The 22,265-nt window shown below is 65.2% G+C and carries 20 protein-coding genes; 15 read left to right on the top strand and 5 right to left on the bottom strand.

Translation table 11 applies throughout. The annotated features are described in order from the left end of the window. Positions 1 to 154 precede the first annotated feature (154 nt). The 10 genes from EHH60_RS15520 to EHH60_RS15475 all read left to right on the top strand — a co-directional run bounded on the left by EHH60_RS15520 (position 155) and on the right by EHH60_RS15475 (position 11,551). Positions 155 to 1,150, top strand: coding sequence for a TRAP transporter substrate-binding protein (locus EHH60_RS15520; RefSeq protein WP_124160326.1), 996 nt, complete (start codon positions 155 to 157; stop codon positions 1,148 to 1,150). Between the two features lie 6 nt (positions 1,151 to 1,156). Next, on the top strand, positions 1,157 to 3,235 hold the full coding sequence (locus tag EHH60_RS15515; protein ID WP_245454499.1) for a sensor histidine kinase: 2,079 nt from the start codon (positions 1,157 to 1,159) through the stop codon (positions 3,233 to 3,235). Further along, positions 3,205 to 4,950: an ATP-binding response regulator gene (locus EHH60_RS15510; protein WP_124160325.1), complete on the top strand. Its 1,746-nt coding sequence runs from the start codon at positions 3,205 to 3,207 to the stop codon at positions 4,948 to 4,950. Before EHH60_RS15515 ends, EHH60_RS15510 begins: the two co-directional genes overlap by 31 nt. Before the next feature lie 10 nt (positions 4,951 to 4,960). Continuing rightward, entirely contained in the window at positions 4,961 to 5,698 is a 738-nt protein-coding gene (locus EHH60_RS15505; RefSeq protein WP_124160324.1) for a response regulator, read from the top strand. 375 nt (positions 5,699 to 6,073) lie between these two features. Continuing rightward, positions 6,074 to 6,685: a sigma-70 family RNA polymerase sigma factor gene (locus tag EHH60_RS15500; protein WP_124160323.1), complete on the top strand. Its 612-nt coding sequence runs from the start codon at positions 6,074 to 6,076 to the stop codon at positions 6,683 to 6,685. Between the two features lie 416 nt (positions 6,686 to 7,101). Next, complete coding sequence (locus EHH60_RS15495; protein ID WP_124160322.1) at positions 7,102 to 7,809, top strand: cytochrome c biogenesis CcdA family protein; 708 nt, start codon at positions 7,102 to 7,104, stop codon at positions 7,807 to 7,809. Between the two features lie 31 nt (positions 7,810 to 7,840). Continuing rightward, a complete protein-coding gene (locus EHH60_RS15490) occupies positions 7,841 to 8,404 on the top strand; it encodes a thioredoxin family protein (RefSeq protein WP_124160321.1) in 564 nt (187 codons plus the stop codon). 89 nt (positions 8,405 to 8,493) lie between these two features. Beyond that, positions 8,494 to 9,465: a hypothetical protein gene (locus tag EHH60_RS15485; protein WP_199751489.1), complete on the top strand. Its 972-nt coding sequence runs from the start codon at positions 8,494 to 8,496 to the stop codon at positions 9,463 to 9,465. Positions 9,466 to 9,833: 368 nt separating this feature from the next. Next, a complete protein-coding gene (locus EHH60_RS15480) occupies positions 9,834 to 10,427 on the top strand; it encodes a L,D-transpeptidase (RefSeq protein ID WP_124160319.1) in 594 nt (197 codons plus the stop codon). 86 nt (positions 10,428 to 10,513) lie between these two features. Then, on the top strand, positions 10,514 to 11,551 hold the full coding sequence (locus tag EHH60_RS15475; RefSeq protein ID WP_124160344.1) for an amino acid ABC transporter substrate-binding protein: 1,038 nt from the start codon (positions 10,514 to 10,516) through the stop codon (positions 11,549 to 11,551). A gap of 185 nt (positions 11,552 to 11,736) precedes the next feature. Here EHH60_RS15475 and EHH60_RS15470 read toward each other — a convergent pair whose 3' ends face one another. Together EHH60_RS15470 and EHH60_RS15465 are read right to left on the bottom strand one after the other, a co-directional pair. Beyond that, positions 11,737 to 12,876 carry an acyl-CoA dehydrogenase family protein gene (locus tag EHH60_RS15470; protein ID WP_124160318.1) on the bottom strand — a complete coding sequence of 380 codons (1,140 nt, stop codon included), beginning with the start codon at positions 12,874 to 12,876 and terminating at the stop codon, positions 11,737 to 11,739. A gap of 84 nt (positions 12,877 to 12,960) precedes the next feature. Further along, positions 12,961 to 14,160 carry an acyl-CoA dehydrogenase family protein gene (locus tag EHH60_RS15465; RefSeq protein ID WP_199751488.1) on the bottom strand — a complete coding sequence of 400 codons (1,200 nt, stop codon included), beginning with the start codon at positions 14,158 to 14,160 and terminating at the stop codon, positions 12,961 to 12,963. Between the two features lie 136 nt (positions 14,161 to 14,296). Here EHH60_RS15465 and EHH60_RS15460 point away from each other — a divergent pair, with 136 nt between their 5' ends. Continuing rightward, positions 14,297 to 14,842, top strand: coding sequence for a carboxymuconolactone decarboxylase family protein (locus EHH60_RS15460; RefSeq protein ID WP_124160316.1), 546 nt, complete (start codon positions 14,297 to 14,299; stop codon positions 14,840 to 14,842). An 89-nt stretch (positions 14,843 to 14,931) separates the two neighbouring features. Continuing rightward, the gene (locus EHH60_RS15455) at positions 14,932 to 15,426 is read left to right on the top strand and encodes a VOC family protein (RefSeq protein WP_124160315.1); all 495 of its coding nucleotides are present in this window, start codon (positions 14,932 to 14,934) and stop codon (positions 15,424 to 15,426) included. A gap of 28 nt (positions 15,427 to 15,454) precedes the next feature. On the opposite strand, the gene EHH60_RS15450 is transcribed toward EHH60_RS15455, so the two are convergent. After that, positions 15,455 to 16,693, bottom strand: coding sequence for an MFS transporter (locus tag EHH60_RS15450; protein ID WP_124160314.1), 1,239 nt, complete (start codon positions 16,691 to 16,693; stop codon positions 15,455 to 15,457). Positions 16,694 to 16,834: 141 nt separating this feature from the next. Next, positions 16,835 to 18,082, bottom strand: coding sequence for an MFS transporter (locus tag EHH60_RS15445; RefSeq protein WP_199751487.1), 1,248 nt, complete (start codon positions 18,080 to 18,082; stop codon positions 16,835 to 16,837). 207 nt (positions 18,083 to 18,289) lie between these two features. Between EHH60_RS15445 and EHH60_RS15440 the strand changes: the two genes are divergently transcribed. After that, the gene (locus EHH60_RS15440) at positions 18,290 to 20,356 is read left to right on the top strand and encodes a prolyl oligopeptidase family serine peptidase (protein WP_199751486.1); all 2,067 of its coding nucleotides are present in this window, start codon (positions 18,290 to 18,292) and stop codon (positions 20,354 to 20,356) included. Positions 20,357 to 20,472: 116 nt separating this feature from the next. On the opposite strand, the gene EHH60_RS15435 is transcribed toward EHH60_RS15440, so the two are convergent. After that, positions 20,473 to 21,147: a DUF938 domain-containing protein gene (locus tag EHH60_RS15435; protein ID WP_124160311.1), complete on the bottom strand. Its 675-nt coding sequence runs from the start codon at positions 21,145 to 21,147 to the stop codon at positions 20,473 to 20,475. Positions 21,148 to 21,380: 233 nt separating this feature from the next. On the opposite strand from EHH60_RS15435, the gene soxX reads away from it, so the two are divergent. Both soxX and soxY read left to right on the top strand, forming a co-directional pair. Continuing rightward, positions 21,381 to 21,737, top strand: a complete 357-nt coding sequence (soxX, locus tag EHH60_RS15430; RefSeq protein ID WP_124160310.1) for a sulfur oxidation c-type cytochrome SoxX — start codon at positions 21,381 to 21,383, stop codon at positions 21,735 to 21,737. Between the two features lie 25 nt (positions 21,738 to 21,762). After that, a complete protein-coding gene (soxY, locus tag EHH60_RS15425; RefSeq protein ID WP_124160309.1) occupies positions 21,763 to 22,254 on the top strand; it encodes a thiosulfate oxidation carrier protein SoxY in 492 nt (163 codons plus the stop codon). Positions 22,255 to 22,265 lie beyond the last annotated feature (11 nt).

Below are 22,265 nucleotides of genomic sequence, written 5' to 3'. Positions count from 1 at the left end.
GGCGCGGCATTGGCGGTTTCAACCGGGAATGAGCGCCGGCCGCGTCGCACAATTCGGCCCTGCGGAACCGGCGGGATGGCCTTCCCCTTACCATCTGCTAGGTTGCATTGAACCTTTTCCTTCCGCCATAGACTCCACCACCGAGGGGTTGAGTGTGCCAGTGCTGAACCGTGCCGAATCTTCGCGGACCGGGGTGATCTTCGTCGCGCTTCTGCTTGCCGTCTGGACGACGGGCGCCGTTGCGCGCGAATTTCGCGCCGCCGACACTCAGGCCGAGAATTACCCGACCGTCCAGGCGCTGCGCTACATGGGCGCCCTGATCGCCGAGCGCAGCGGCGGTCGGCACGAGATCAAGGTTTTCCACTCCCGTCAGCTCGGCGAGGAAAAGGAGACTATCGAGCAGACCCGGGCCGGCGCGATCGACCTCAACCGGACCAACGTGGCGCTGATCGGCAATTTCGTCCCGGCGATGAACGTGCTCGCGATGCCGTTCCTGTTCCGGTCCATCGAGCACATGCAGAGGGTGCTGGACGGGCCGATCGGCAGCGAGATCCTGAACAGTTTCGAGCCCTACGGCTTCGTCGGGCTCTGCTTCTACGATTCGGGCGCGCGGTCGATCTACAATGGCGTTCGACCGGTCCGAAGCGTCGCGGATCTGCAGGGATTGCGGATCCGGGTGCAGCAGTCGGAGTTGATGAACCAGATGATGCGCGCGCTCGGCGCCGAACCGGTCGAACTGCCCTACGGGCAGGTGCTCACCGGGCTTGCCAACCACCTGATCGACGGCGCCGAGAACAACTGGCCATCTTTCGTGACGACGGACCATTACAAGCATGCCGGCCATTACACGCTCACCGAACACACGATGAGCCCGGAGGTGCTGGTGATTTCGCTGAAGGCCTGGCAGAGCCTGTCGCCGGACGACCGGATCATCTTCAAGGAGGCCGCGCAGCGCTCCAGCCGGTTCATGCGCGAGAAGTGGCGGGACCTCGAGGAGCAGTCGCAGCGCAAGGCGCAGGACGCGGGCGTGACCATCATCAAGGGCATCGACCGCAAGCCGTTCGAGGAGGCAATGGCCGCAATCTACGCCAGGGCCGGACGCGATACCGCGGCGGCCGCGCTGATCGAACGCATTCGCAAGGTGGAGTGAGGCCTGTTGGCTGCGCTTGGACATCGCGAGCACGTGGACAGGCCGCCCGGCCCAATCGGGCAGCTGCGCGCGCGACTGGTCGGCGTGCTGCGGGCGGTGCCGATCCGCTGGCGCATCCTGTCGATCGCCGCGCTGAACTCCGCCGTGGTCGTGGTGCTGGTGGCGATGATCTGGAACGGCGCCCAGGTGCTGGGCTCGGCCTGGGGCGACGTGCGCCAGGTACGCGAGTCCGACCGGATCCTGGCGCTGCTCGAAAGCGAGACCGGGCGCCTCCACAACCTGATTCACCGCTATATCAACCAACCGAGCCCGGACCTGTTCGCCGAGATCCTCCTGCTGCGCGAGGCGGTGCTGGGCACGTTGACCAACCGCGCCGCCAAGGACCCGATGCTGTCGGGCTCGGTCGAGGAGCTGGAGCGCACCACCGATCGCTTTCTCAACGGTTTCGGCGAGCTGCGCAGCGTGCAGGCGACGATCGCCAAGACTTACGAGGAGCAGGTGCAAGGACCGGCGAGGGACATGGCCGGCCTCTATTCCATCATCGAAGGCGCCACCGGCCATCGTGACGCGCTGATCTGGCCCTCGCTCGGCAAGTCCCGCGATGCCTTCACCGCGATGCTGGTGGCGGCCAATTCCTACTACCTGTCGCAGTCATCGGGCGCCGCCGACGACGCGCGGCGCAGCACCGAGACGATCGAGAAGACCATCCCGGTCATGATCGATCTCGCCGACAACGACCTCCAGAAGATGGCCCTGCGGCGGCTTGCCGCCCGCACCATGGCGCTGCGGGAGGGCTTTGCCAAGCTCTCCGAGCAGCTTGCGAGCCGCACCGAGCTGCTCCGCAACACCATCGACGCCAGCCAGGCCGAGGCGATCGGCGCCATCGACGACCTCTCGACCAAGATGCGCCAGCGCGAGCAGAAGGCGCAGGAGACCTTCGACCGCACGCTGGCCGACATTTCCCGCCGGGTGCTGTCGATCGCGGTCATCTTCCTCGGCATCATCCTCACCGCCGGCGTGCTGATCGCGCTGTCGATCCGCCTGCCGCTGCAGCAGATCATGGCGGCGATGCGCGCGATCACGCTCGGCGACCTCGACCGCGAGGTGCAGGGCACCAAGGCACGCGACGAGGTCGGCGCCATGGCGCGCGCAGTGGAAGTGTTCCGCGAGAACGCGATCGCCAAGCGCAAGGCCGAGGACGAGCTGCGCGCGTCCAAGGAGAAAGCCGAGAGTGCGCTGCTCGAGCTCAATGCCGCGCAGCAGAATTTGATCGATGCCGAACGGCTGGCAGCGCTCGGCGGCCTGGTGGCCGGCGTCGCGCACGAGGTCAACAATCCGATCGGCATCAGCCTGACGGTGGCCTCCAGCTTGGCCCGGCGCAGCGAGATCTTCGAGGCCCAGCTCAAGGGCGACGGCGGCTTGCGCCGCTCGCAGCTGGAGGAATTCGTGCAGTCCTCGCGCGACGCCTCGCAGCAGCTCGTCGCCAACCTCCAGCGCGCCGGCGAGCTCATCCAGTCGTTCAAGCAGGTTGCGGTCGACCGCTCGCATGCCGAGCGGCGGCAATTCTCGCTCAGCGAAGCCACCGACCAGATCATCGCCAGCCTGCGCCCGGTGCTGAAGCGCTCGCCGATCACGCTTCAGGTCGACGTGCCCGAGGGGCTGCTGCTTGACGGCTATCCCGGCTCCTACGGCCAGATCCTGACCAACCTGTTCCTCAACGCCGCCAACCACGCCTTCGCCGACGGGCGCGCCGGCACGATCGCGATCTCGGCGCGGCCGCGCGGGACCGACGACATCGAGATCAGCTTCGCCGATGACGGGGCCGGCATGACCCCTGACGTGCAGCGCCAGGCCTTTGACCCTTTCTTTACCACCCGGCGCAATGAAGGCGGCACGGGACTCGGCCTCCATATCGTCTATAACCTCGTCACCCAGCAGCTCGGCGGCCGCATGGTGCTGGAATCCAAGCTGGGACAAGGCACCACTTTTCGCATTATCATACCCCGGGTCGCCAAAGGCGGCGCGCAAAGCACAGACAGTGACGGATCTTCTCAATGGCCGAACAGGACGATGTCCTCCACCTGATCGACGATACCGGTACCGCGTCGGAGGATAGCAACGCCCGGAAATGGAAGATCGCCGTCATCGACGACGATCCGGCCGTGCATGACGGCACCCGTTTCGCGCTGTCCGACTACAGCCTCAACGGCCAGAGCCTGGAGATCCTGTCGGCCTATTCCGCGGCGGAAGGGCGCAAGCTGATGGCCGAGCACCGCGACGTCGCCGCCGTGCTGCTCGACGTCATCATGGAGACCGACGTCGCCGGCCTCGAACTGGTCGAGTTCATCCGCAACGAGATCAGGAACGAGACCGTGCGCATCATCCTGCGCACCGGCCAGCCCGGCCAGGCGCCGGAGCGGCGCGTGATCGTGCAGTACGACATCAACGACTACAAGGCCAAGACCGAACTCACGGCCGACAAGCTGTTCACCTCGCTGACCGCGGCGCTGCGGTCCTATCAGCAGCTCGAGCGCATGGTGCAGACGCGGCGCGGGCTGGAGATCATCATCGACGCGGCCTCGACGCTGTACGACTTCAAGTCGATGCAGCGGCTCGCCGAGGGCGTGCTGACCCAGCTCGCCTCGCTGCTCAACGTCGATTGCGCCGGCATCCTGGTCCTGCGCGACAATGGCGGCATCGACCCCGAACTCTCGGTGCTCGCCGGCAGCGGCTGCTACAGCCGCTTCATCGGCACCACCACGTCGAAGGCGCTCGATCCCGAGCTGCGCGAGATGGTGGAGGCCGCGTTCCAGCGCCGCAAGAACGAATTCGCCGACCATCGCAGCGTGATCTATTTGCGCACCGGTTCGGGGCGCGAAGTGGTGGTGCTACTGCAGGCCGAGCGCGAATTGTCGGAGACCGACCGTTCGCTGGTCGAGATCTTCTCCTCCAGGCTCTCGATCGCATTCGACAACGTGATCCTCTACCAGCAGCTCCAGGACGCCAACACCCAGCTCGAAGACCGCGTCGCCCAGCGCACCCGCGCGCTGATGCAGGCCAACCGCCGGCTCTCGGCGCAATGGCTGCGGCTGCAGCGCGCCAACGGCTTCAAGAACGAGATCCTGGGCACCGTCGCGCACGACCTGAAGAATCCGCTCGGCGTCATCCTCGGCCGCACCGAGATGCTGAAGGAGCTGATCTCGACCGGCGCCTCGGAGAGCGGCGTGGTCGCCCAGGTCGACCACATTCGCGACGCCACCAAGCGCCTGACCACGATGGTCGATCACCTGATCTCGGATGCGATGGCCGATGCCTTCGACATCACCATCCGCCGCGAGCCGGTCGACATCGCGGCGCTGGCCAAGGAGGTTGCCGAAGCCAACCAGCCGCTCGCCGTCAACAAGCAGCAGACGATCAGCGTCGCCGCTCCGCCTAACATCGTCACCATGTGCGACACCGACCGCATCCGCGAGGCGATCGACAATCTCATCAGCAACGCCATCAAATACTCTCCGATCGGCGGCAGGATCGACGTGGCTGTCAGCCATGAGGGCCGCGACACCACCGTCCGCGTCAGCGACGAGGGCGCCGGCCTGTCGCCGGAGGATCTCGGCCGCCTGTTCGGGCGGTTCCAGCGGCTGTCGGCAAAACCGACTGCCGGCGAGAGCTCGACAGGACTTGGGCTCTCCATCGTCAAGCGTATCATCGACATGCACGGCGGCGAGGTAACCGCCGACAGCGACGGCCCCGGCAAGGGATCGACCTTCACCATCACCCTCCCCGTGACTGAAATGCCGTGATGCAAAGCCCATGACCCAAAGCCAGCACATCATGATCGTCGACGACGAGGCCCCGGCCCGGGAGATGGTCGGCGACTACCTCAAGATGCACGGCTTCACCGTGACGCTGTGCGACGGCGGCAAGAGCTTGCGCGCCGCGATCCAGGGCAGCATGCCCGATCTCGTCGTGCTCGATCTCAACATGCCCGAGGAAGACGGGCTCTCGATCATTCGCGACCTCAAGAGCCGCATCAACGTGCCGGTGATCATGCTCACGGCGACCGCGAGCCCGATCGATCGCGTCGTCGGACTCGAGCTCGGCGCCGACGATTACGTAGCAAAGCCCTGCGAGCTGCGCGAGCTGATGGCGCGCATCCGCTCGGTGCTGCGGCGGAGCGTGCCGGCCAAGGCAGCAGTGCCGGATGCTTCGGCGGCGAAATCCGACAAGGACCAGCTGGTGCGCTTCGGCACCAAATGGCTCGATCTCGAAGCCCAGGCCTTGCGCGACGACGAGGGCAACGAACATCCGCTGACCGCCTCCGAGTTCGGGCTCTTGAAGGTATTCGCAGCGAATCCGAAGCGCGTGCTGTCGCGCGAGCGCCTGCTGGAATTGGCCAATGCGCGCGACGCCGAGGCCTTCGACCGCGCCGTCGATCTCCGCATCATGCGCATCCGCCGCAAGATCGAGCCCGACCCGGCAAAGCCCGCCGTGATCCGCACCATCCGCGGCGGCGGCTATCTGTTTTCTCCGGCGGGCGAGAAGGCTTAGGCAGCGGGCGGCAAACTCCCCTGTCGTCCTGGGGTGCGCGCAGCTCCCAATCATCGCCAAACCACAGCCTGTGGTTATGGGTCTCGCTTCGCGCCCGGGGACGACAGCCCTGGGTGTCGCGCGACCGAACGCAATGGCCCGAAATCCGTTCCGGTACCTGCGCTCAGCCCCAAATTCCCACCCCCGTATTTTCCGTGCATTGAAATTCCACGTCTTTTTGCCCCGAATGTTTCGTCGCGGCTGCTGCGACGAAACAATTTGGCGGCGCACGAAACCATTTTCCCCTCTTCGTGCAGACGTCCCGAAACGTTGGCTCATTAACACTTCGGCTCAAGGAAACGCCGCTCGGTCGCGGCGCTACGGGGAGCCAAGTCCATGCCGAACGTCATCGCCATCAACGCCCAAGCCAGCCAGAGCATCATTGCCGCTCAGGCGACCTCGGACGACATGCTCCTCGAGAGCATTGCCGACGGCAACCGGACGGCCATGCACATCCTTTATTGCCGGCACAATGTGCGGGTTTACCGCTTCATCCTGCGCATCGTGCGCGATGCCACCACGGCGGAAGATCTGGTCAGCCAGGTGTTCCTGGACGTGTGGCGGACCGCCGGCCAATTCCAGGGCCGCTCGCAGGTTTCGACCTGGCTGCTCTCGATCGCGCGCTTCAAGGCGCTGACCGCGATGCGCCAGCGCCGCTTCGAGGACATCGACCAGGAGGACGTGCGCCAGATTCCTGATGGTGCTGACACGCCCGAGACCTCGCTCGACCGCAGCGACACCAGCGCCATCCTGCGTGCCTGCGTGCAGAAGCTGTCGCCGGCGCATCGGGAGATCATCAACCTCGTCTATTATCACGAGAAATCGGTGGAGGAGGTCGGACAGATCATCGGCATCCCCCAGAGCACGGTGAAGACGCGGATGTTCTATGCCCGCAAGCAGCTGGCCGATTTGCTTAAGGGCGCCGGCGTCGACCGCTTCGCCGCCTGAGCCCAATCAATTCAATGGGATAGGACCACAGATCATCCCCTGCCCCCGGACACGGAAGTGTTACCGCCGACGAAACAATTGAAACAAAGCACAACATCAGGCGGAAAAACTTCCTCATTAAAAGTCCCACATACGGTTTCGTTAAACCTCCCAAGACCCCCATCGACCCGGAAGGATGCCCCCCTTCCGGGTCGTTTTTTTGGGGCCGAGCGGTTGCCGCAGCCCCACCCTCTCCCGCTGAAGTCAGGAGGCACTGCTCTCTCATTCCCTCCCCCCTTGCGGGGGAGGGAGCGCACCGCCATTGCGGCCGACACAGTTGCCTCACAACCCGATCTCCCGTCACGAAGCCGTGACGCCGCGTAACGGCTCCCACGCCCGACCCGAACTGCCCTCGTGACCTCCTCCACGAGTGCGCAATGCTCGACCTTCTCTTCGCTCTCCTTGCCGGCATCCTCACCATCGCTGCGCCCTGCACGCTGCCGATGCTGCCGATCCTGCTCGGCGCCTCGATCGGGCGCGCGGGGCATCTGCGGCCGGCGATGATCGCGCTCGGCTTCGTCGTCTCGTTCTCCGCAGTCGCGCTGCTGCTCGGCGCGATCACGCAGGCGCTCGATTTCGACCCGAACGTGCTGCGCGAAGCCGCATCGATCCTGCTGCTCGGATTCGGCCTGTTGATGCTGTGGCCGGCGCCCTTCGAGTGGCTGTCGGCACGACTCAATGGCTGGCTCGATCTCGGCAGTTCGAACAGCGCACAGCGCGACGGCGCGCTCGGCGGGCTCGGCGGGCTCGTGCTCGGCACCACGCTGGGCCTTGTCTGGACGCCCTGCGCCGGCCCGGTGCTCGGCTCGATCCTGACGCTGGTCGCGACCTCGAGGAACCTTGCCTGGGCCGGCACGCTGCTGGTCGCCTACGCCGTCGGCGCGGCGATCCCGATGCTGGCGATCGCCTATGGCGGACAGGCCGCAACCACGCGCGTGCGCAGCCTCGCGCGCATCTCGCCGCGGCTGCAGCAGGGCTTTGGCGTCGTCGTGATCGGCTTCGCGGTCGCAGCGTATTTCCAATACGACACGCTGATCGTGGCGTGGCTCACCAGCTTCTATCCCACCGGCCAGATCGGCCTCTAATCGTCGAAGACTTCACCCGGAGGACGCTTCCATGACTCTCAAACTGCTCGCCGTTTCCGCCGCACTGGTCGGCTTCGCCGTCACCGGCGCGGTCATCCCCGGCATCTGCGACGAGGTTTCCCGCGCAAGCCCCGTCCGCGTCGCTGCCGCGAGCCACGAGACCGCGCCCGACTTCACCGGCATCAACAACTGGTTCAACTCAAAACCGCTCAACATCGCCGGCCTCCGCGGCAAGGTCGTGCTGGTCGACTTCTGGACCTATGGCTGCGTCAACTGCGTCAACACGCTGCCGCACGTCACCAGCCTCTTTGCCAAGTACAAGGACAGGGGCCTCGTCGTGGTCGGCGTGCACACGCCGGAATTCCCGTTCGAGCGGTCGGCCGCGAACGTGCAGGCCGCGCTGAAGCGCCACGGCATCACCTATCCGGTGGCGCAGGACAATGATTCCAAGACCTGGAACGCCTATCGCAACCAATATTGGCCGGCGCAGTACATCATCGACCAGAGCGGCAAGATCGTGTTCCAGCACGCCGGCGAGGGCAGCTATGAACAGATCGACCGCACCGTGGCAAGGCTGCTGAACGTCGACAGCTGATTTCGCACGGGCGCCAAGTGACGGCGTTGTTGCTTGACTCCACGGACCCATCCGTGGAGTTTCGCGCGCAACGGAACCAGCCGCCCGCAATGGACGACGCGACCAGCACCGACATTCGCCTTCGTGAAGGCTCCTCGATCGCGCAGCGGCTGGTGATGTCCGGCTTTGCCGCCGCCGTCGCGCTGTGCTTTACGCCGGGCTTGTTCACACAGGACATTCTGGAGATCGTCATCTCCATGGTCGCGCTGCTGGTCGGCGCAGGATTCGTCATCGGCATCATGCTGGCGCCGGCCGTGGTGTGGATCATCACGCCGAACGAGATCCTGATCGGGCGGCAAAGTCCGTTCGGAAAGCTGCGTACGCGCATCGTGGCCAAAGACGACATCGCGGGGTTGCAGGTCCCCGGCAGCAAGAGAGTGAAGGCCCGCTTTCAACTCGTCTTCACGCTGGCCTCCGGAGAACGCCTGACGTCTCCGCCGATCGCCGACGTCACCCATGTTCGCGACACCGTGGCCCGGATCGCCGCGCAGTTCGAGGTTCCCAATGTCGAGGAGCCCGTCAATCCGCTCGATGCCAGCAACCCCGAGATGCATCTCGGCGAGCCGATCGAGCCGTTTCCGGCGCGGGAAATCTACATCGTTGCACTGATCGCGGTCGCCGTGAGCGCCGTTCCCTATGCCTACAAGCTCTGGCGCGGCCTGCCGCCGGGCCCGATCGACATCGCGCTGTTGCCCGCCGGCGCGATCGCCGCGTTCGTCGTCTACAGATACGCCAACCTCGTCACCGGTGTCTTCTGGATCATCCGCCAGAGCGATATTCGCGTCGAGCGCCTGTGGGGCGACGGCAGCTTGCGCGCCGACCATATCGAGGGGCGTGAGGTGAAATCGATCACCATCGAGCGCCGCGGCCGGTCCGAGGACGAGCACTGCATCGTCGTGATCCGGTTGCACTCGGGGCGACGGTTTCGCAGCCCCCGCATCGGGTCGAGAGCCGAGGCGCGCGCCGTGGCCACCGAGATCGTCCGGCGGCTCGGGATTGCAGCGGAGAGCAACAAGATTTAGCTGGCATTCAGTGCCATCTGTCGAAGCTTGATGTTTCGGCGAACTCGGTCTGAGCCTCTCCCGCTTGCTTGCGGGAGAGGTCGCGCCGAAGGCGCGGGTGAGGGTTCTATCCTTGGGGGAGTCTCCCTGGAGGAGAAACCCTCTCCCCAGCCCTCCCCCGCAGGCGGGGGAGGGAGCGCACCACCGGTGCGGCAGCAATCTAGGCTTTTCGCGCCATCCCCTGTTCGTGGCATTGCTCCGACCCCGTCAAAAAACCAAAGCATTCTCGTGACATATCAGGGCGGCGCGCCATCAACTTGCCATGAACTTGCCCCTCAGGTTTGATGGTTCCTGATTGATTTGCGCTGTGGCAGCGGGGAGAGCTTTACATGACGGATTTTCGTCGCCTGACCGGGATGTTTATGGCTGCGATCGGCCTGGTTCTGTCCACGCCGCAAGCCTTCGCCCAGCAGCCGGACCGCGGGGACGAGCCGGGCCTGATCGCCGATGACGCCTACCAGCTCGATCCGGAATGGCAGAAGCAGGTGGTCTACTTCCGCACCACGGAGCCGCCGGGAACGATCATCGTCTCGACCGCAGAACGGCACCTCTATCTGGTGCAGCCCGGCGGGCGCGCGATCCGCTATGGCATCGGCGTCGGCCGCGACGGCTTTCAGTGGCAGGGGCTGGTGACCATCACCAACAAGAAGGAGTGGCCGGACTGGACGCCGCCACCGGAGATGATCCAGCGCCAGCCCTATCTGCCGCGCTTCATGGCCGGCGGCCCCGGCAATCCGTTGGGCGCCCGCGCCATGTATCTGGGGACTACGGTCTACCGCATCCACGGCACCAACCGTCCTGACACGATCGGCACCAAGGTGTCCTCTGGCTGCTTCCGTCTCGTCAACAACGACGTCGCCGATCTCTATGATCGCGTCCCGGTCGGGACCAAGGTCGTCATTCGGCAGAAGCCCGAACTCTAAGGGCTTTGGTTCGAGCATGATCGTCAGGATCATGCTCTGCCCCTCCTCCAGATTCCTTTTCCCGATACTTTCGAGAGAGCAACATGATGCGCACTTTTCGTGGCGGCCTGCTGATCGGGCTCGCCATCGCCGTGCTGGTCGCCGTCCTGGCCATCATCTATGAATTCTACGACACCCGCACGTTGAAGCGCACGGTTCGCCGCGGCGAAGTGCTGTGCGGCGTCAACAGGGGCCTGCCGGGCTTCTCGATCCCCGACGACAAGGGCAACTGGACCGGCTTCGACGTCGATTTCTGCCGCGCGGTCGCCGCAGCGATCTTCGACGATCCGGGCAAGGCGAAATTCGTTCCGCTCGATGCCAATGAGCGTTTCAAGGAGCTGCAGAGCCGCAAGGTCGACATCCTCTCGCGCAACACGACCTGGAGCATGGCGCGCGAGCTCGACTACGACCTGTATTTTCCGGCCGTGGCCTATTACGACGGCGTCGGCTTCATGGTTCCGCGCACGCGCAACAAGGAGACCTCGCTGGACCTGACCGACAGCAAGGTCTGCGTGCAGAGCGGAACCACGACCACGCTCAACGTCGCCGATTACTTCCGCGTCAACAACATGAAGTACGAAGAGGTGAAGTTCGACAAGCTCGACGACGTCGTGAAGGCCTACGACACCGGCAAGTGCGACACGCTCTCGGCCGACGTCTCCCAGCTCTATGCGCTGCGGCTGAACCTGTCGAAACCCGGCGACCACATGATCCTGCCGGACATGATCTCCAAGGAGCCGCTCGCCCCGGTCGTGCGCCAGCGCGACGACGACTGGATGATGATCGTGAAGTGGACGCTGTATGCGATGATCAACGCCGAAGAGCTGGGTGTGACCTCGGAGAACATCGACGAAGCCCTGAAGTCGAAGAAGCCGGAAGTGATGCGCCTCGTCGGCACCGAGGGCCGCTACGGCGAGCAGCTCGGCCTCACCAAGGACTGGGCCGCGCGCATCATCCGCCACGTCGGCAATTACGGCGAGATGTACGAGCGCAATATCGGCGAGAAGTCGAAGCTGAAGATCCCGCGCGGCATGAACCAGCTGTGGAACGCGGGTGGTGTGCAGTACGCGCCGCCAATGCGGTAGCACCGGTGTCGTCCCTGCGAACGCAAGGACCCATACCGCGTGATCTATCGATCAATGCAGGTGAAAGTACCGAGCGAAGGCTCTTTAACTACGAGCCTTCGCCAAACTACTCCCTGGGGTTATGGGTCCCGGCGTTCGCCGGGACGACACCCGGGGTGAGGCAGCACCGGGCCTGGACCGCCGCCTCAATACCGGCGGGCCCTCGCCAGCTGTTCGGTGTGGTAGTTCGCGTCGCCGAACAGCTCCTCGCAGACCCGTGCGCGCTTCATGAAGAAGCCGATGTCGAACTGGTCGGTCATGCCCATGCCGCCATGCATCTGCACGCCTTCCTGCACCGCGCGCGTGGCGGTGGTGCCGGCGCGGGCCTTGGCGACCGCGACGCTCGACGCGGCCTTGGCGACGTCGGCATCCAGGGCCTGCAGCGCCTTCATCACTGCGGCGCGGGTGATCTCGATGTCGACATAGAGCTCGGCGGCGCGGTGCTGCAGCGCCTGGAATTCGCCGATCAGCTTGCCGAATTGTTTGCGGCTCTTCAGATATTCGACGGTGCGGCCAAAGACCTCCTCGCTGAGGCCGACCATTTCGGCGGCGACCGCGCCGCGGCCGATATCGAGCACGCCATCGAGCAGGCCGGCCGCCTGATCGACCTCGCCAAGCACGCTGTCGGCATTGACCTCGACATTGGCGAACTCGATGCGCGCTGCATTGTGCGCGTCGACCATGATGGTGCGCTCGATCGCCACGCCCTTCGCCGCAGCGTTCACCAGGAACAGCGTCAGGCCCTCGCGCTCACCGGCAGAACCCGCGGTGCGCGCCGCGACGATCAGGAGATCGGCGACGTGACCATCGATCACGAGCGCCTTGGCACCGCTGAGCTTGAAGCCGTTGCCGGCGCGCACGGCCTGCAAGCTGCTGTGGAGCGGACGGTGCTTGGCGGCCTCATCGATTGCGAGCGTTGCGAGCAGCGAACCGCTCGCGATCTTCGGCAGATATTCCGATCTCTGCGCGGAATTGCCGCCGCGGTTCAGCGCCGAGGCCGCGACCACGCTGGTAGCGAGGAAGGGCGAGGGCATCAGGGTGCGGCCGATCTCCTCCATGACGACGCCGGCTTCGACATGGCCGAGGCCGCTGCCGCCGAACTCCTCCGGCACCAGAAGGCCGGCAAAACCCATCTCGGCAAAGGAATGCCATAGCTCCTTGGAGAAGCCGGTGGGATCCTTGCTGTCGCGCAAGTGACGCAGGTGCGACACCGGCGCCTTGTCGCTGATCAGCCCGCGCGCGCTGTCGCGGAGCATCGATTGTTCTTCGGTGAGGACGAGGGCCATGGCTTAAGTCTCTGGTATCGCGTGAAATGCATATTGTTGCTGTCATTCCGGGGCACGCTTCGCGCGCCCCGGAACGACGGTGGCTCACGCCCCCGGCAGATCCAGGATGCGCTTGGCGACGATGCCGAGCATGACCTCGGACGTGCCGCCCTCGATCGAGTTGGCCTTGGTGCGCAGCCAGGCGCGCGGGCGCGCCCCCTGCCTGGAGCGCTCGCTCTCCCATTCCAGCGCATCAACGCCGCCGGCCGACATCAGGATCTCGTGACGGCGCTTGTTGAGTTCGGTGCCGTAATATTTCATCGCCGAGGAGAACGCCGGATGCGCCTGCCCGGCCTTGGCGAGATCGACCGCACGCTCGGCGCAGGCCGCGAGCGCGGCCTCGTCGACGTCGAACGTCGCGATCTTGCCGCGCAGCATGGCATCGTCCAGCCTGCCTTGCCCATCGGTGCCGACGGAATCGGCGGCGATCTGGCCGAGCGGCCGGCCGACGCCGCGCTCGCCCATGCCTGAGATCATCGCGCGCTCGTGCTGGAGCAGATATTTTGCGACGTCCCAGCCGCGGTTGATGGTGCCGACCACGTTCGACTTCGGCACCCGGACATTGTCGAAGAAGGTCTCGCAGAACGGGGAGTAGCCGGAGATCAGCAGGATCGGCTTGGTCGAGACACCCTTCGAGGTCATGTCGAACAGGATGAAGCTGATGCCGTCATGCTTCTTCGCGGCGGGATCGGTGCGGACCAGGCAGAAGATCCAGTCGGCGTAATTGGCGTAGGACGTCCAGATCTTCTGGCCGTTGATGATGAAGTCGTCGCCGTCACTCTCGGCGCGGGTCTGGAGCGAGGCGAGATCGGAGCCGGCGTTCGGTTCGGAATAGCCCTGGCACCAGCGGATCTCACCCGCCGCGATCTTCGGCAGGTGCTCCTTCTTCTGGGCGTCGTTGCCGTACTTCAAGAGCGCCGGCCCGAGCATCCAGATGCCGAAGCTCGACAACGGCGGGCGCGCACCGATCCGCGCCATCTCGGCGCGCAGCACCTTGTGCTCGGCCGCGCTCAAGCCGCCGCCGCCATATTCCTTCGGCCAGTCCGGCACGGTCCAGCCCTTGTCGCGCATGCGCTCGAACCAGATGCGCTGCGGCTCGGACGAGAATTTTGCGTTACGCCCGCCCCAGAACACGTCGGCATCCGACGTCGCGGGCTTGCGCATTTCCGGCGGGCAATTGGCTTCCAGCCAGGCGCGCGTCTCGTTGCGGAATATCTCGAGATCGGCGGTCTCAGTGTCGCTCATGGTCGTTTCCATCAATCAAAATCGACTTGTTGGGCACGACTCTGGGCCAAGCCCCCGCGGAATTCAACCACTTCCGCAACTCGCAGTCGGCTATAGTCGCCCTGCGGCGAGGCTTGAAAACAAAGAGGAAACGACAATGCGCCTGAAACTTCTTTCGCCTGGCGAAATGAACGAGAGCCAGCGGCAGACCTACGACGAATCGATTGCGGGAAAGCGCGGCAAGCCGCCGGCGCCGATGATGGCCTGGCTGGGCAGCCCGGAGATGGCACGTCACGCGACGCGGCTCGGCGAGGTCATGCGGTTCGACACGATCTTCCCGGCAAAGCTCTCGGAGATCGCGATCCTGGTGACGGCGCGGCACTGGACCGCGCATTACGAATGGTACGCGCATAAGCGCCTCGCACTCGCCGGCGGCATGAAGCCCGAGATCATCGAGGCGATCCGCGACCGCCGCACGCCCGACTTCGACGATCCCAAGGGCAGGATGATCTACGACGTCGCGAAGTCGCTGCATGAAGGCCACGGCGTCGAGAGGGGGCTCTATGATGACGCGGTAAAGCTGCTCGGCGAACGCGGCGTCGTGGAGGTGGTCGGACTGTGCGGCTATTACACGCTGGTGTCGATGACGCTCAACACGTTCGAGTTCGGCCTGCCGGAAGGCGAGGTGTCGGAGCTGGCCTAGCTTACTATCTGGAAACGATGGGTTTCGAGATGAGCAATGGCGCTGTCCCGAGCCCCGCCCTATGTGCAGCTCAGCAACGGAGCATTCCCATGTCGCAAAGCCCCGCCGTCGCCGCCGGCACCAGGATCGGCCACGTCCATCTCAAGGTCGCCGATCTCGATCGCGCGCTCGGCTTCTATTGCGGTGTGCTCGGCTTCGAGCTGATGCAGCGCATGGGCTCGGGCGCGGCCTTCATCTCGGCCGGCGGCTACCACCATCACATCGGGCTCAACACCTGGGAGAGCAAGGGCGGCTCGCCGCCGCCGCCTGATGCGACCGGGCTGTTTCACACCGCGATCCTCTATCCAACGCGCGCCGCGCTGGCGGATGCGCTGCATCGGGTGCTCACGGCCGGCATTGCGCTGGATGGCGCCAGCGATCACGGCGTCAGCGAGGCGCTGTATTTGCGCGATCCCGACCAGAACGGCGTCGAGCTGTACTGGGACAAGCCGAGGGAGCAATGGCCGTTCGGGCCGGACGGGAGGCTGGCGATGTTCACCAAGCGGCTGGATGTGGAGGCGTTGTTGAAGCAGCGCGAGGCGTGAGCTCCGCTCCCTCCCCATCATTGCGCGTCTATGCCATCTTCGCCCGTGGCTTCCCCCGCACCATGATCAGCGCCGCCGCCACCACCTCCAGCGCGATGCAGAGATAGAACGGCAGCGAATAGCCGCCGGACCAATCGCGCAAGGCCCCGACGACGCCCGGGCCGAACGCGTAGGTCACCTGGTTGATCGCGGTGTTGAGGCTGATCAGCACGCCGAACGCGGCGGAATCAAACTCCTGCTGCACGACTAGCGACGGCAAGGTGATGAGATTGCCGACCGAGAAGCCGAACACCGCGCAGGCCGCGATCAGCACATAGTCATCGTGCAGATTGATGACGACGAGAAGCGCGGCTGCCTGGCTGAGGAACGACAGCGCGGACGCAAGGCGCTGATCGAGGCGGTCGATCACGAGCGAGAACAGCACGCGGCCGACCACCGCCATCGCGGTCAGCACGGCGACCGCCACGGCCGCGCGCTCGCGACCGATGACGGGATCGAGGAACGAGATCAGATGCACGATGAAGCCGACCTGGGCGAACAGCACCAGGGCGAAGGCGATCGTCACCGTGAGGAAGCCGACATCTCGCAGCGCCCATGCGCGGATCTGCGTCGAGGATAGCGGCTTGACCTTCGCCGTTGCGTGCCGGTCGTGAAGGTCGGGCGCGCGGCCGACGAGAAGCAGGATGACCGGCAACAGCAACACCAGCATGGCGCTGGCAGCGGCATACATCGCGCCGGCAAAGCCGATCTGGCCGATCAGCATCACCAGCAGCGGCACGCCGACGATGCCGCCGAAGCTTGCGCCGTTCAGCGCCAGGCTGATCGCCATGCCGCGCTTGCGGTCGAACCAAACGCTGATCGTGTTGGTGATCATGGCGAGACTGGTGCCGGCCCAGCCAAAGGCGAGCACGGCATCGGCGAGATAGAGCTGCCAGGGCTCGCGCACCGTGCCGATCGCGACCGCGGCGGCCGCCATCGCCAGCGTGCCCGCAATCAGGCAGAGGCGCGGGCCGTATTTCCGCACGGCTTCGCCGACGAAGACGACGAGCAGCGCGCCGAACAGATAGAAGAACGTCGTCCCTGCGGAGATCAGCGTGGTCGGCCAGCCCCGCGCGCGCTGGAGCTCGGCGACGTAGACGCTCTGGCCATAGAAGCCGAGCCCCCAGCCGAAGGTGGCGAGCAGGAAGCAGACCGCGACGATGCGCCAGCCTTCGTAGCGGAGAGAGGATTCGCCGATGGGGGTTGCGTGGCGGGGATTGTCGAGCATTTGCGCTTCTCCTTCGTGTCCCCCGCGAGCGCCTTGCGTCACGCCCGTCTGTTGATGACGAGCATCATGTAACAACCGGCCTTTCGAAATTCACTTCGACGGCGATCGAAGCATCAACGCTGCTGACAGCCTCCCGCCAATCTAAACTGCATCCGGGAACTCGCCCATGGCCGCCTCCAGCCGCGCCTTGCGGCGGCGGGCCCATGCGACCAGCGAGAGGACGACAAGGCCGAGAACAACAGGCGGAAACACCACCAGGTTCACCGCCGACCAGCCGTAATTGGCGAGCAACTGGCCCGAGGAGAACGAGCCGATCGCCATCATGCCGAACACCAGAAAATCGTTGAAGGCCTGCACCTTGTTGCGCTCCTGCGGACGGTGCGTCTCCAGCACCAGCGCGGAGGCACCGATGAAGGAGAAATTCCAGCCCACTCCGAGCACGACCAGCGTCGCCCAGAAATGCATGGCGGTGAGGCCCGAGAGGCCGATACCGGCGGCGCCGGCTTCCAGCAGCAGGCCGGCGGCCACGATTCTGGGTGCACCGAAGCGGGCGATCAGCGCCCCTGTGAAGAAGCTCGGCCCGTACATGGCGACGATGTGCCATTGAATGCCGAAATTGGAATCGGACACCGACAGGCCGCACATCTGCATCGCGAGCGGCGCCGACGTCATCACCAGATTCATCATGGGATAGGAGATCACGCCGCACAGCGCCGCCGCGATGAAGCGCGGCTGCGTCACGATGGTCAGCAGCGGCCGCCCGCCGTGCAGATCGGCCGGCGCAGGCTTCGGCATGTCGACGCCGGCGACAATGCCCATGGCGACCAGCGCCACCGCGGCCTGCACCAGGAAGCTGAAGGCGAACAGATAGGGCTGCCAGACATCCATGGTCCATTGCACGAGCTGTGGACCGAGCACGCCGGCGAATACGCCGCCCGCCATCACCCAGGACACTGCCTTCGGGCGATAGTCCGCGCTGGCGCCGTCGGCGGCGGCGAAGCGATAGGACTGCGCCACGGCGCCGTAGAGGCCGCCCAGGAAGGTCGCGACACAGAACAGTGCGAAGGAGCCGTGCAGGATCGCGACCGAGCCGAGCAGGCCGGTGAGCGTGCCGAGGCCGGTGCCGATGACGAAAGCCACGCGGCGACCGAAGCGGCGCGAGATCGCGCCGGTCGGCAGCGTACCGGCGGCAAGCCCCACCACATACATCGAGATCGGCACGGTCGCGAACGACATGTCGGGCGCGAGCGTGGCGCCGACGATCGCGCCGGTGGCGAAGATGACGGCCGAGTTGGCGCCGGTCAGCGCCTGCGCGGCGGCGAGGCGGATAACATTGGCACGCGCGCGGGCATCGTCGGCGACCTCATTGACAGCAGTTACGTCCAGCATCGGCACTTCCGCCCCAAGGGGCTTTTTAGGCTTTCAAGGGGTCTTGTTGATTCCCGGCACTATGGAGGGGCGCGGAAGGGCAGACAACCGGCGCAAACGGGCGCAGGCCATGCCTCTGACGCAATCGGACCGATGATAGCGGGCCGCGCCCTTGACGGCTTGCGCTCGATCAAATCCTATCCGCCGCGAGTTTTTGGAGTTTCGTTCATGTCCGTCGACGACAGGCCCACGATCAGTGCTCCCGACGACGATCCCTGGCTGTGGCTCGAGGAGATCGAGGGCACGCAGGCGCTCGATTTCGTGGAGCGGCAGAACAGCCTGACGCTCGCCGCGTTCGGTGGAGCGGCCTTCGCGCGCGACCGCGATATCCTCGCGGCGATCTACGACCGGCCGGACAACATTCCCTATGTCAGCCGGCGCGGCAACGATCTGCACAACCTCTGGAAGGACGCCAGCAACCCGCGCGGCCTGTGGCGGCGCACGACGCTGGCGGAATTTCGCAAAGCCGATCCGGCATGGGAGACCATGCTGGATATCGACCAGCTCGCGAGAAGCGAAGGCGAGGACTGGCTGCTCGGCGGGATCGCCACGATGCCGGGAAGCTCGCGCGCGATCCTGAGCCTGTCGCGCGGCGGCAGCGACGCCGTCACCCTGCGGGAATTCGACCTCGCCACCAAGAGCTTCGTGGCGGACGGCTTCACGCTGCCGGAGGCCAAGGGCAGCGTCGACTGGCTCGATGCCGACACGCTGCTGCTGTCGAGCGCCCATGGCGAGGGCATGGCGACGAGCTCGGGATATGCGCGGACGGTTCGCCTGTGGCGGCGAGGCCAGCCTGTCGATCAGGCGCAGGTGATCATCGAGACCGCAGCCGATCACATGACGATCTATGGCAGTGCCGACCACACCGGTGCAGCGCCGCGGGTCTGGATCGTCGACCAGATCGACTTCTTCAACCACGCGATCCGGCTGCGCGATGCGGCGGGCACGACGACGAAGCTCGATTTGCCGACCGGCATCTGGATGCAGGCGCATGGCGACTGGTTCGCGATGAAGCTGCGCAACGACTGGACGGTCGCAGGCCAGACCTATGTCACCGATACCGTGCTCGGCATCTCGCTTTCGGCATTCCTGGAGGGCCGCCGCGACTTCGCGGTGCTGTTCGAGCCGGCACCGCGGCGCGCGCTGCAGGGTTTGTTCTGGGCCGCCGGCAAGCTGGTCCTGTCGATCCTCGACGAGCTCAGACCGCGCTTCGAGATCTGCACGCCATCCGCGACGGGCTGGAGCCGCGAGACGCTTGGCGGCCTGCCGGGAATTGGCGTCGTCGACGTCTGGCCGCTCGATCGCCATGCCTCCGAAAGCAATGGCGACCTGCTCGCCAATGTGCAGGACCCGCTCACGCCGCCGTCGCTGCTCTTGATCGCGCGCGGCGTTGCCAGTCCGTCCGTGCTGAAGCAGGCGCCGAAGACGTTCACCGCCGAAGGCCTCGTGGTGACGCAGCACGAGGCGGTCTCGATCGACGGCGAGCGTATTCCCTACGTGCAGACCGGGCCCGCCGGCGAGACCGGCGATGCGCCGGTCTACATGAGCGCCTATGGCGGCTTCGGACTTGCCGTGAAGCCGTACTACAACGCCTCGCTCGGCAAGCTGTGGCTGGAGCGCGGCGGCACGACGGTGCAGGCAAACTTGCGCGGCGGCGGCGAGTTCGGCACGCGCTGGCACGATGCCGGACGGCTGGCCGGCAAGAAGCTGTCGCATGACGATTTCGCCGCGGTGGCCGCCGATCTGGTCCGGCGCGGCGTGACGCAGCCGAAGCGCATCGCGGCGCAGGGCGGATCGAACGGCGGCATCCTCATCACCAACATGCTGGTGCGTTACCCCGAGCGCTTCGGCGCGCTGTTCTGCACCATCCCGCTGATCGACATGCGCCGCTACACGAAGCTGCTCGCGGGCGCGAGCTGGATCGCGGAATATGGCGATCCCGACAAGCCCGAGGAATGGGAGTGGCTGAAGACCTACTCGGCCTATCACAACGTGAAGGCCGGCCAGGCCTATCCGCCGATCCTGATCGCGACCACGCGGCGCGACGACCGCGTTCATCCCGGCCATGCCCGCAAGATGGCCGCAAAGCTCCAGGCGATGGGCTTTGAAGCCTGGTTCTACGAGCCGGCCGCCGGCGGCCACGGCTACGGCAAGGACAACAAGGAGCGCGCTGGATTCGAGGTGCTCGGCTTCAGGTTTCTGAAGGAGAGGATCGGGTGGAAGGATGAAGGCTAGAGTTGGGTGCGCCGATGTTTCTGATCGTCATGGCCGGGCTTGACCCGGCCATCCACGCCTTGCCTTGGTGCCCGAAGAACGTGGAAGCCCGGGACAAGCCCGGGCGTGACGACCTCCTAGCTCCTCGCAAACACCAGCGTGAGATTATTCGCGGGCATCTCGATGGTATCGACGAGGTGAAGACCCGCTCCACGTGCGAGACTCTCCACGTCGACGATGTCGCGCACGCCCCATTCGGGATTGCCTTCGCGCAAGGAGGTGTCGAACACCGCATTGCTGAGCGCGGTGTGCTTGCCGTCACGCTTGAAGGGGCCGTAGAGGAACAGCTTGCCGTCGGCGCGCAGATAGCGGCCGGCGCCGGCGAACAGGCCTTCGGCCACGGCCCAGGGCGCGATGTGAATGACATTGGCGCAAAACACGGCCGCAAGGCTCGTCGGCCCCTGCCCGCCCTTCATCTCCGGACACCAGTCGGGATCGGTGAGATCGATCCGCAGGGGTGAGCGGATGTTCGGCAGGCCCGCATGCACGCGCCAGGCTTCGATGCTCTTGAGATGGCGCTGGTTGAGGTCGCTCGGCCACCAGATCAGATCGGGCGTGTGGCGGGCGAAATGAACCACGTGCTGGCCAGTTCCACTGCCGAGTTCCACCACGTTGCCGGTGCAGCCCGCCAGATGCTTTTCCAGCGCCGCCCAGATCGGTTCGTGATTGCGATGGAAGGCCGGCGCATCGAGCCGGCCATCCGGCTCGACCCGCCCGCCATCCCTGCCAAATTCGACGACATATTCAGCCAAGTGACGTCCCCAAAAATGTTAAACAGAAAACGCTGGAGTGAGGGCCAAAACGCCCTGAGAATAATTTGCTAATCGCAGTCGATCTGATGAACGAACTATCTCATCGGTTGAAATGCGGAGGATATTAACTCCATTTTGCCGCCTGCATAGTCTTGATTGTCAGGCGATGCCCTTTGTGCTTTTGAAGCCATTCCGCAAACGAGATCATCGAGATAACGCTCCGGGACGATGCCTTGACCGCCTTTCCTTGCAAGCCCGTCCTGCTGGTTGCTCTGGCCCTGCTCGCCGGCGCGGCTGTTGCCCCGGCGGGGGCGCAGTCCACCGTGACCGAGGGCCAGAAGCTCGCCTTCGACCGCGGCAAGGGCAATTGCCTGACCTGCCACGTCATCAAGGGCGGCGACCTGCCGGGAACGATCGGTCCGGAGCTGAAGGACATCAAATCAAAATACCCTGATCGCAGCGAGCTGGTCGCGATCATCTTCGACGAAACCAAGCGCAACCCGCAGACCATGATGCCGCCGTTCGGTCGAAACCGGATTTTGACCGAACAGGAGATCAACGCGATCGTTGATTTCCTGCAGACCCTGTAACGGCCGGCTGCCCAGGAGACTTGAGATGACCGCGACCACCGGCCTCGATCCGACACGGCGCCTGATCCTTCAGGGCGCAGCCAGTGTCGCGCTGCTCGGCCTCGGCAATCTGCCGTTCGGCGTCGCTCCCGCGCGTGCCGCGGCCAACGACAGATATCCGGAAGAGGCGTTCAAGCAGAAGAACGAGGCGGATGCGATCAAGGCGCTCTATGGCAAGACCGCGGAGCCGTCCGACAAGGTCAAGCTCGACGCGCCGGAGATCGCCGAGAACGGCGGCGTGGTGCCGATCTCGGTGACGACGTCACTCGAGAAGGTGACCTCGATCTCATTCTTCGTGGCCGAGAACCCGAACGCGCTCGCGGCAAGCTACAAGATTCCCGACGGCACGATCCCTGCCGTCGCCAACCGGCTGAAGATGGCCAAGACCACCAGATTGACCGCGATCGTGGAAGCCGACGGCAAGCTCTACAGCGCGACCAAAGAGGTCAAGGTCACCGTCGGCGGTTGCGGCGGTTAAGCGAGGCAGTT

The organism is Bradyrhizobium sp. RP6 (assembly GCF_003837805.1).
GTDB lineage: Bacteria > Pseudomonadota > Alphaproteobacteria > Rhizobiales > Xanthobacteraceae > Bradyrhizobium.
The sequence above is the reverse complement of the archived record's forward strand: the minus strand, read 5'-3'. Positions and strand labels throughout refer to the sequence as shown.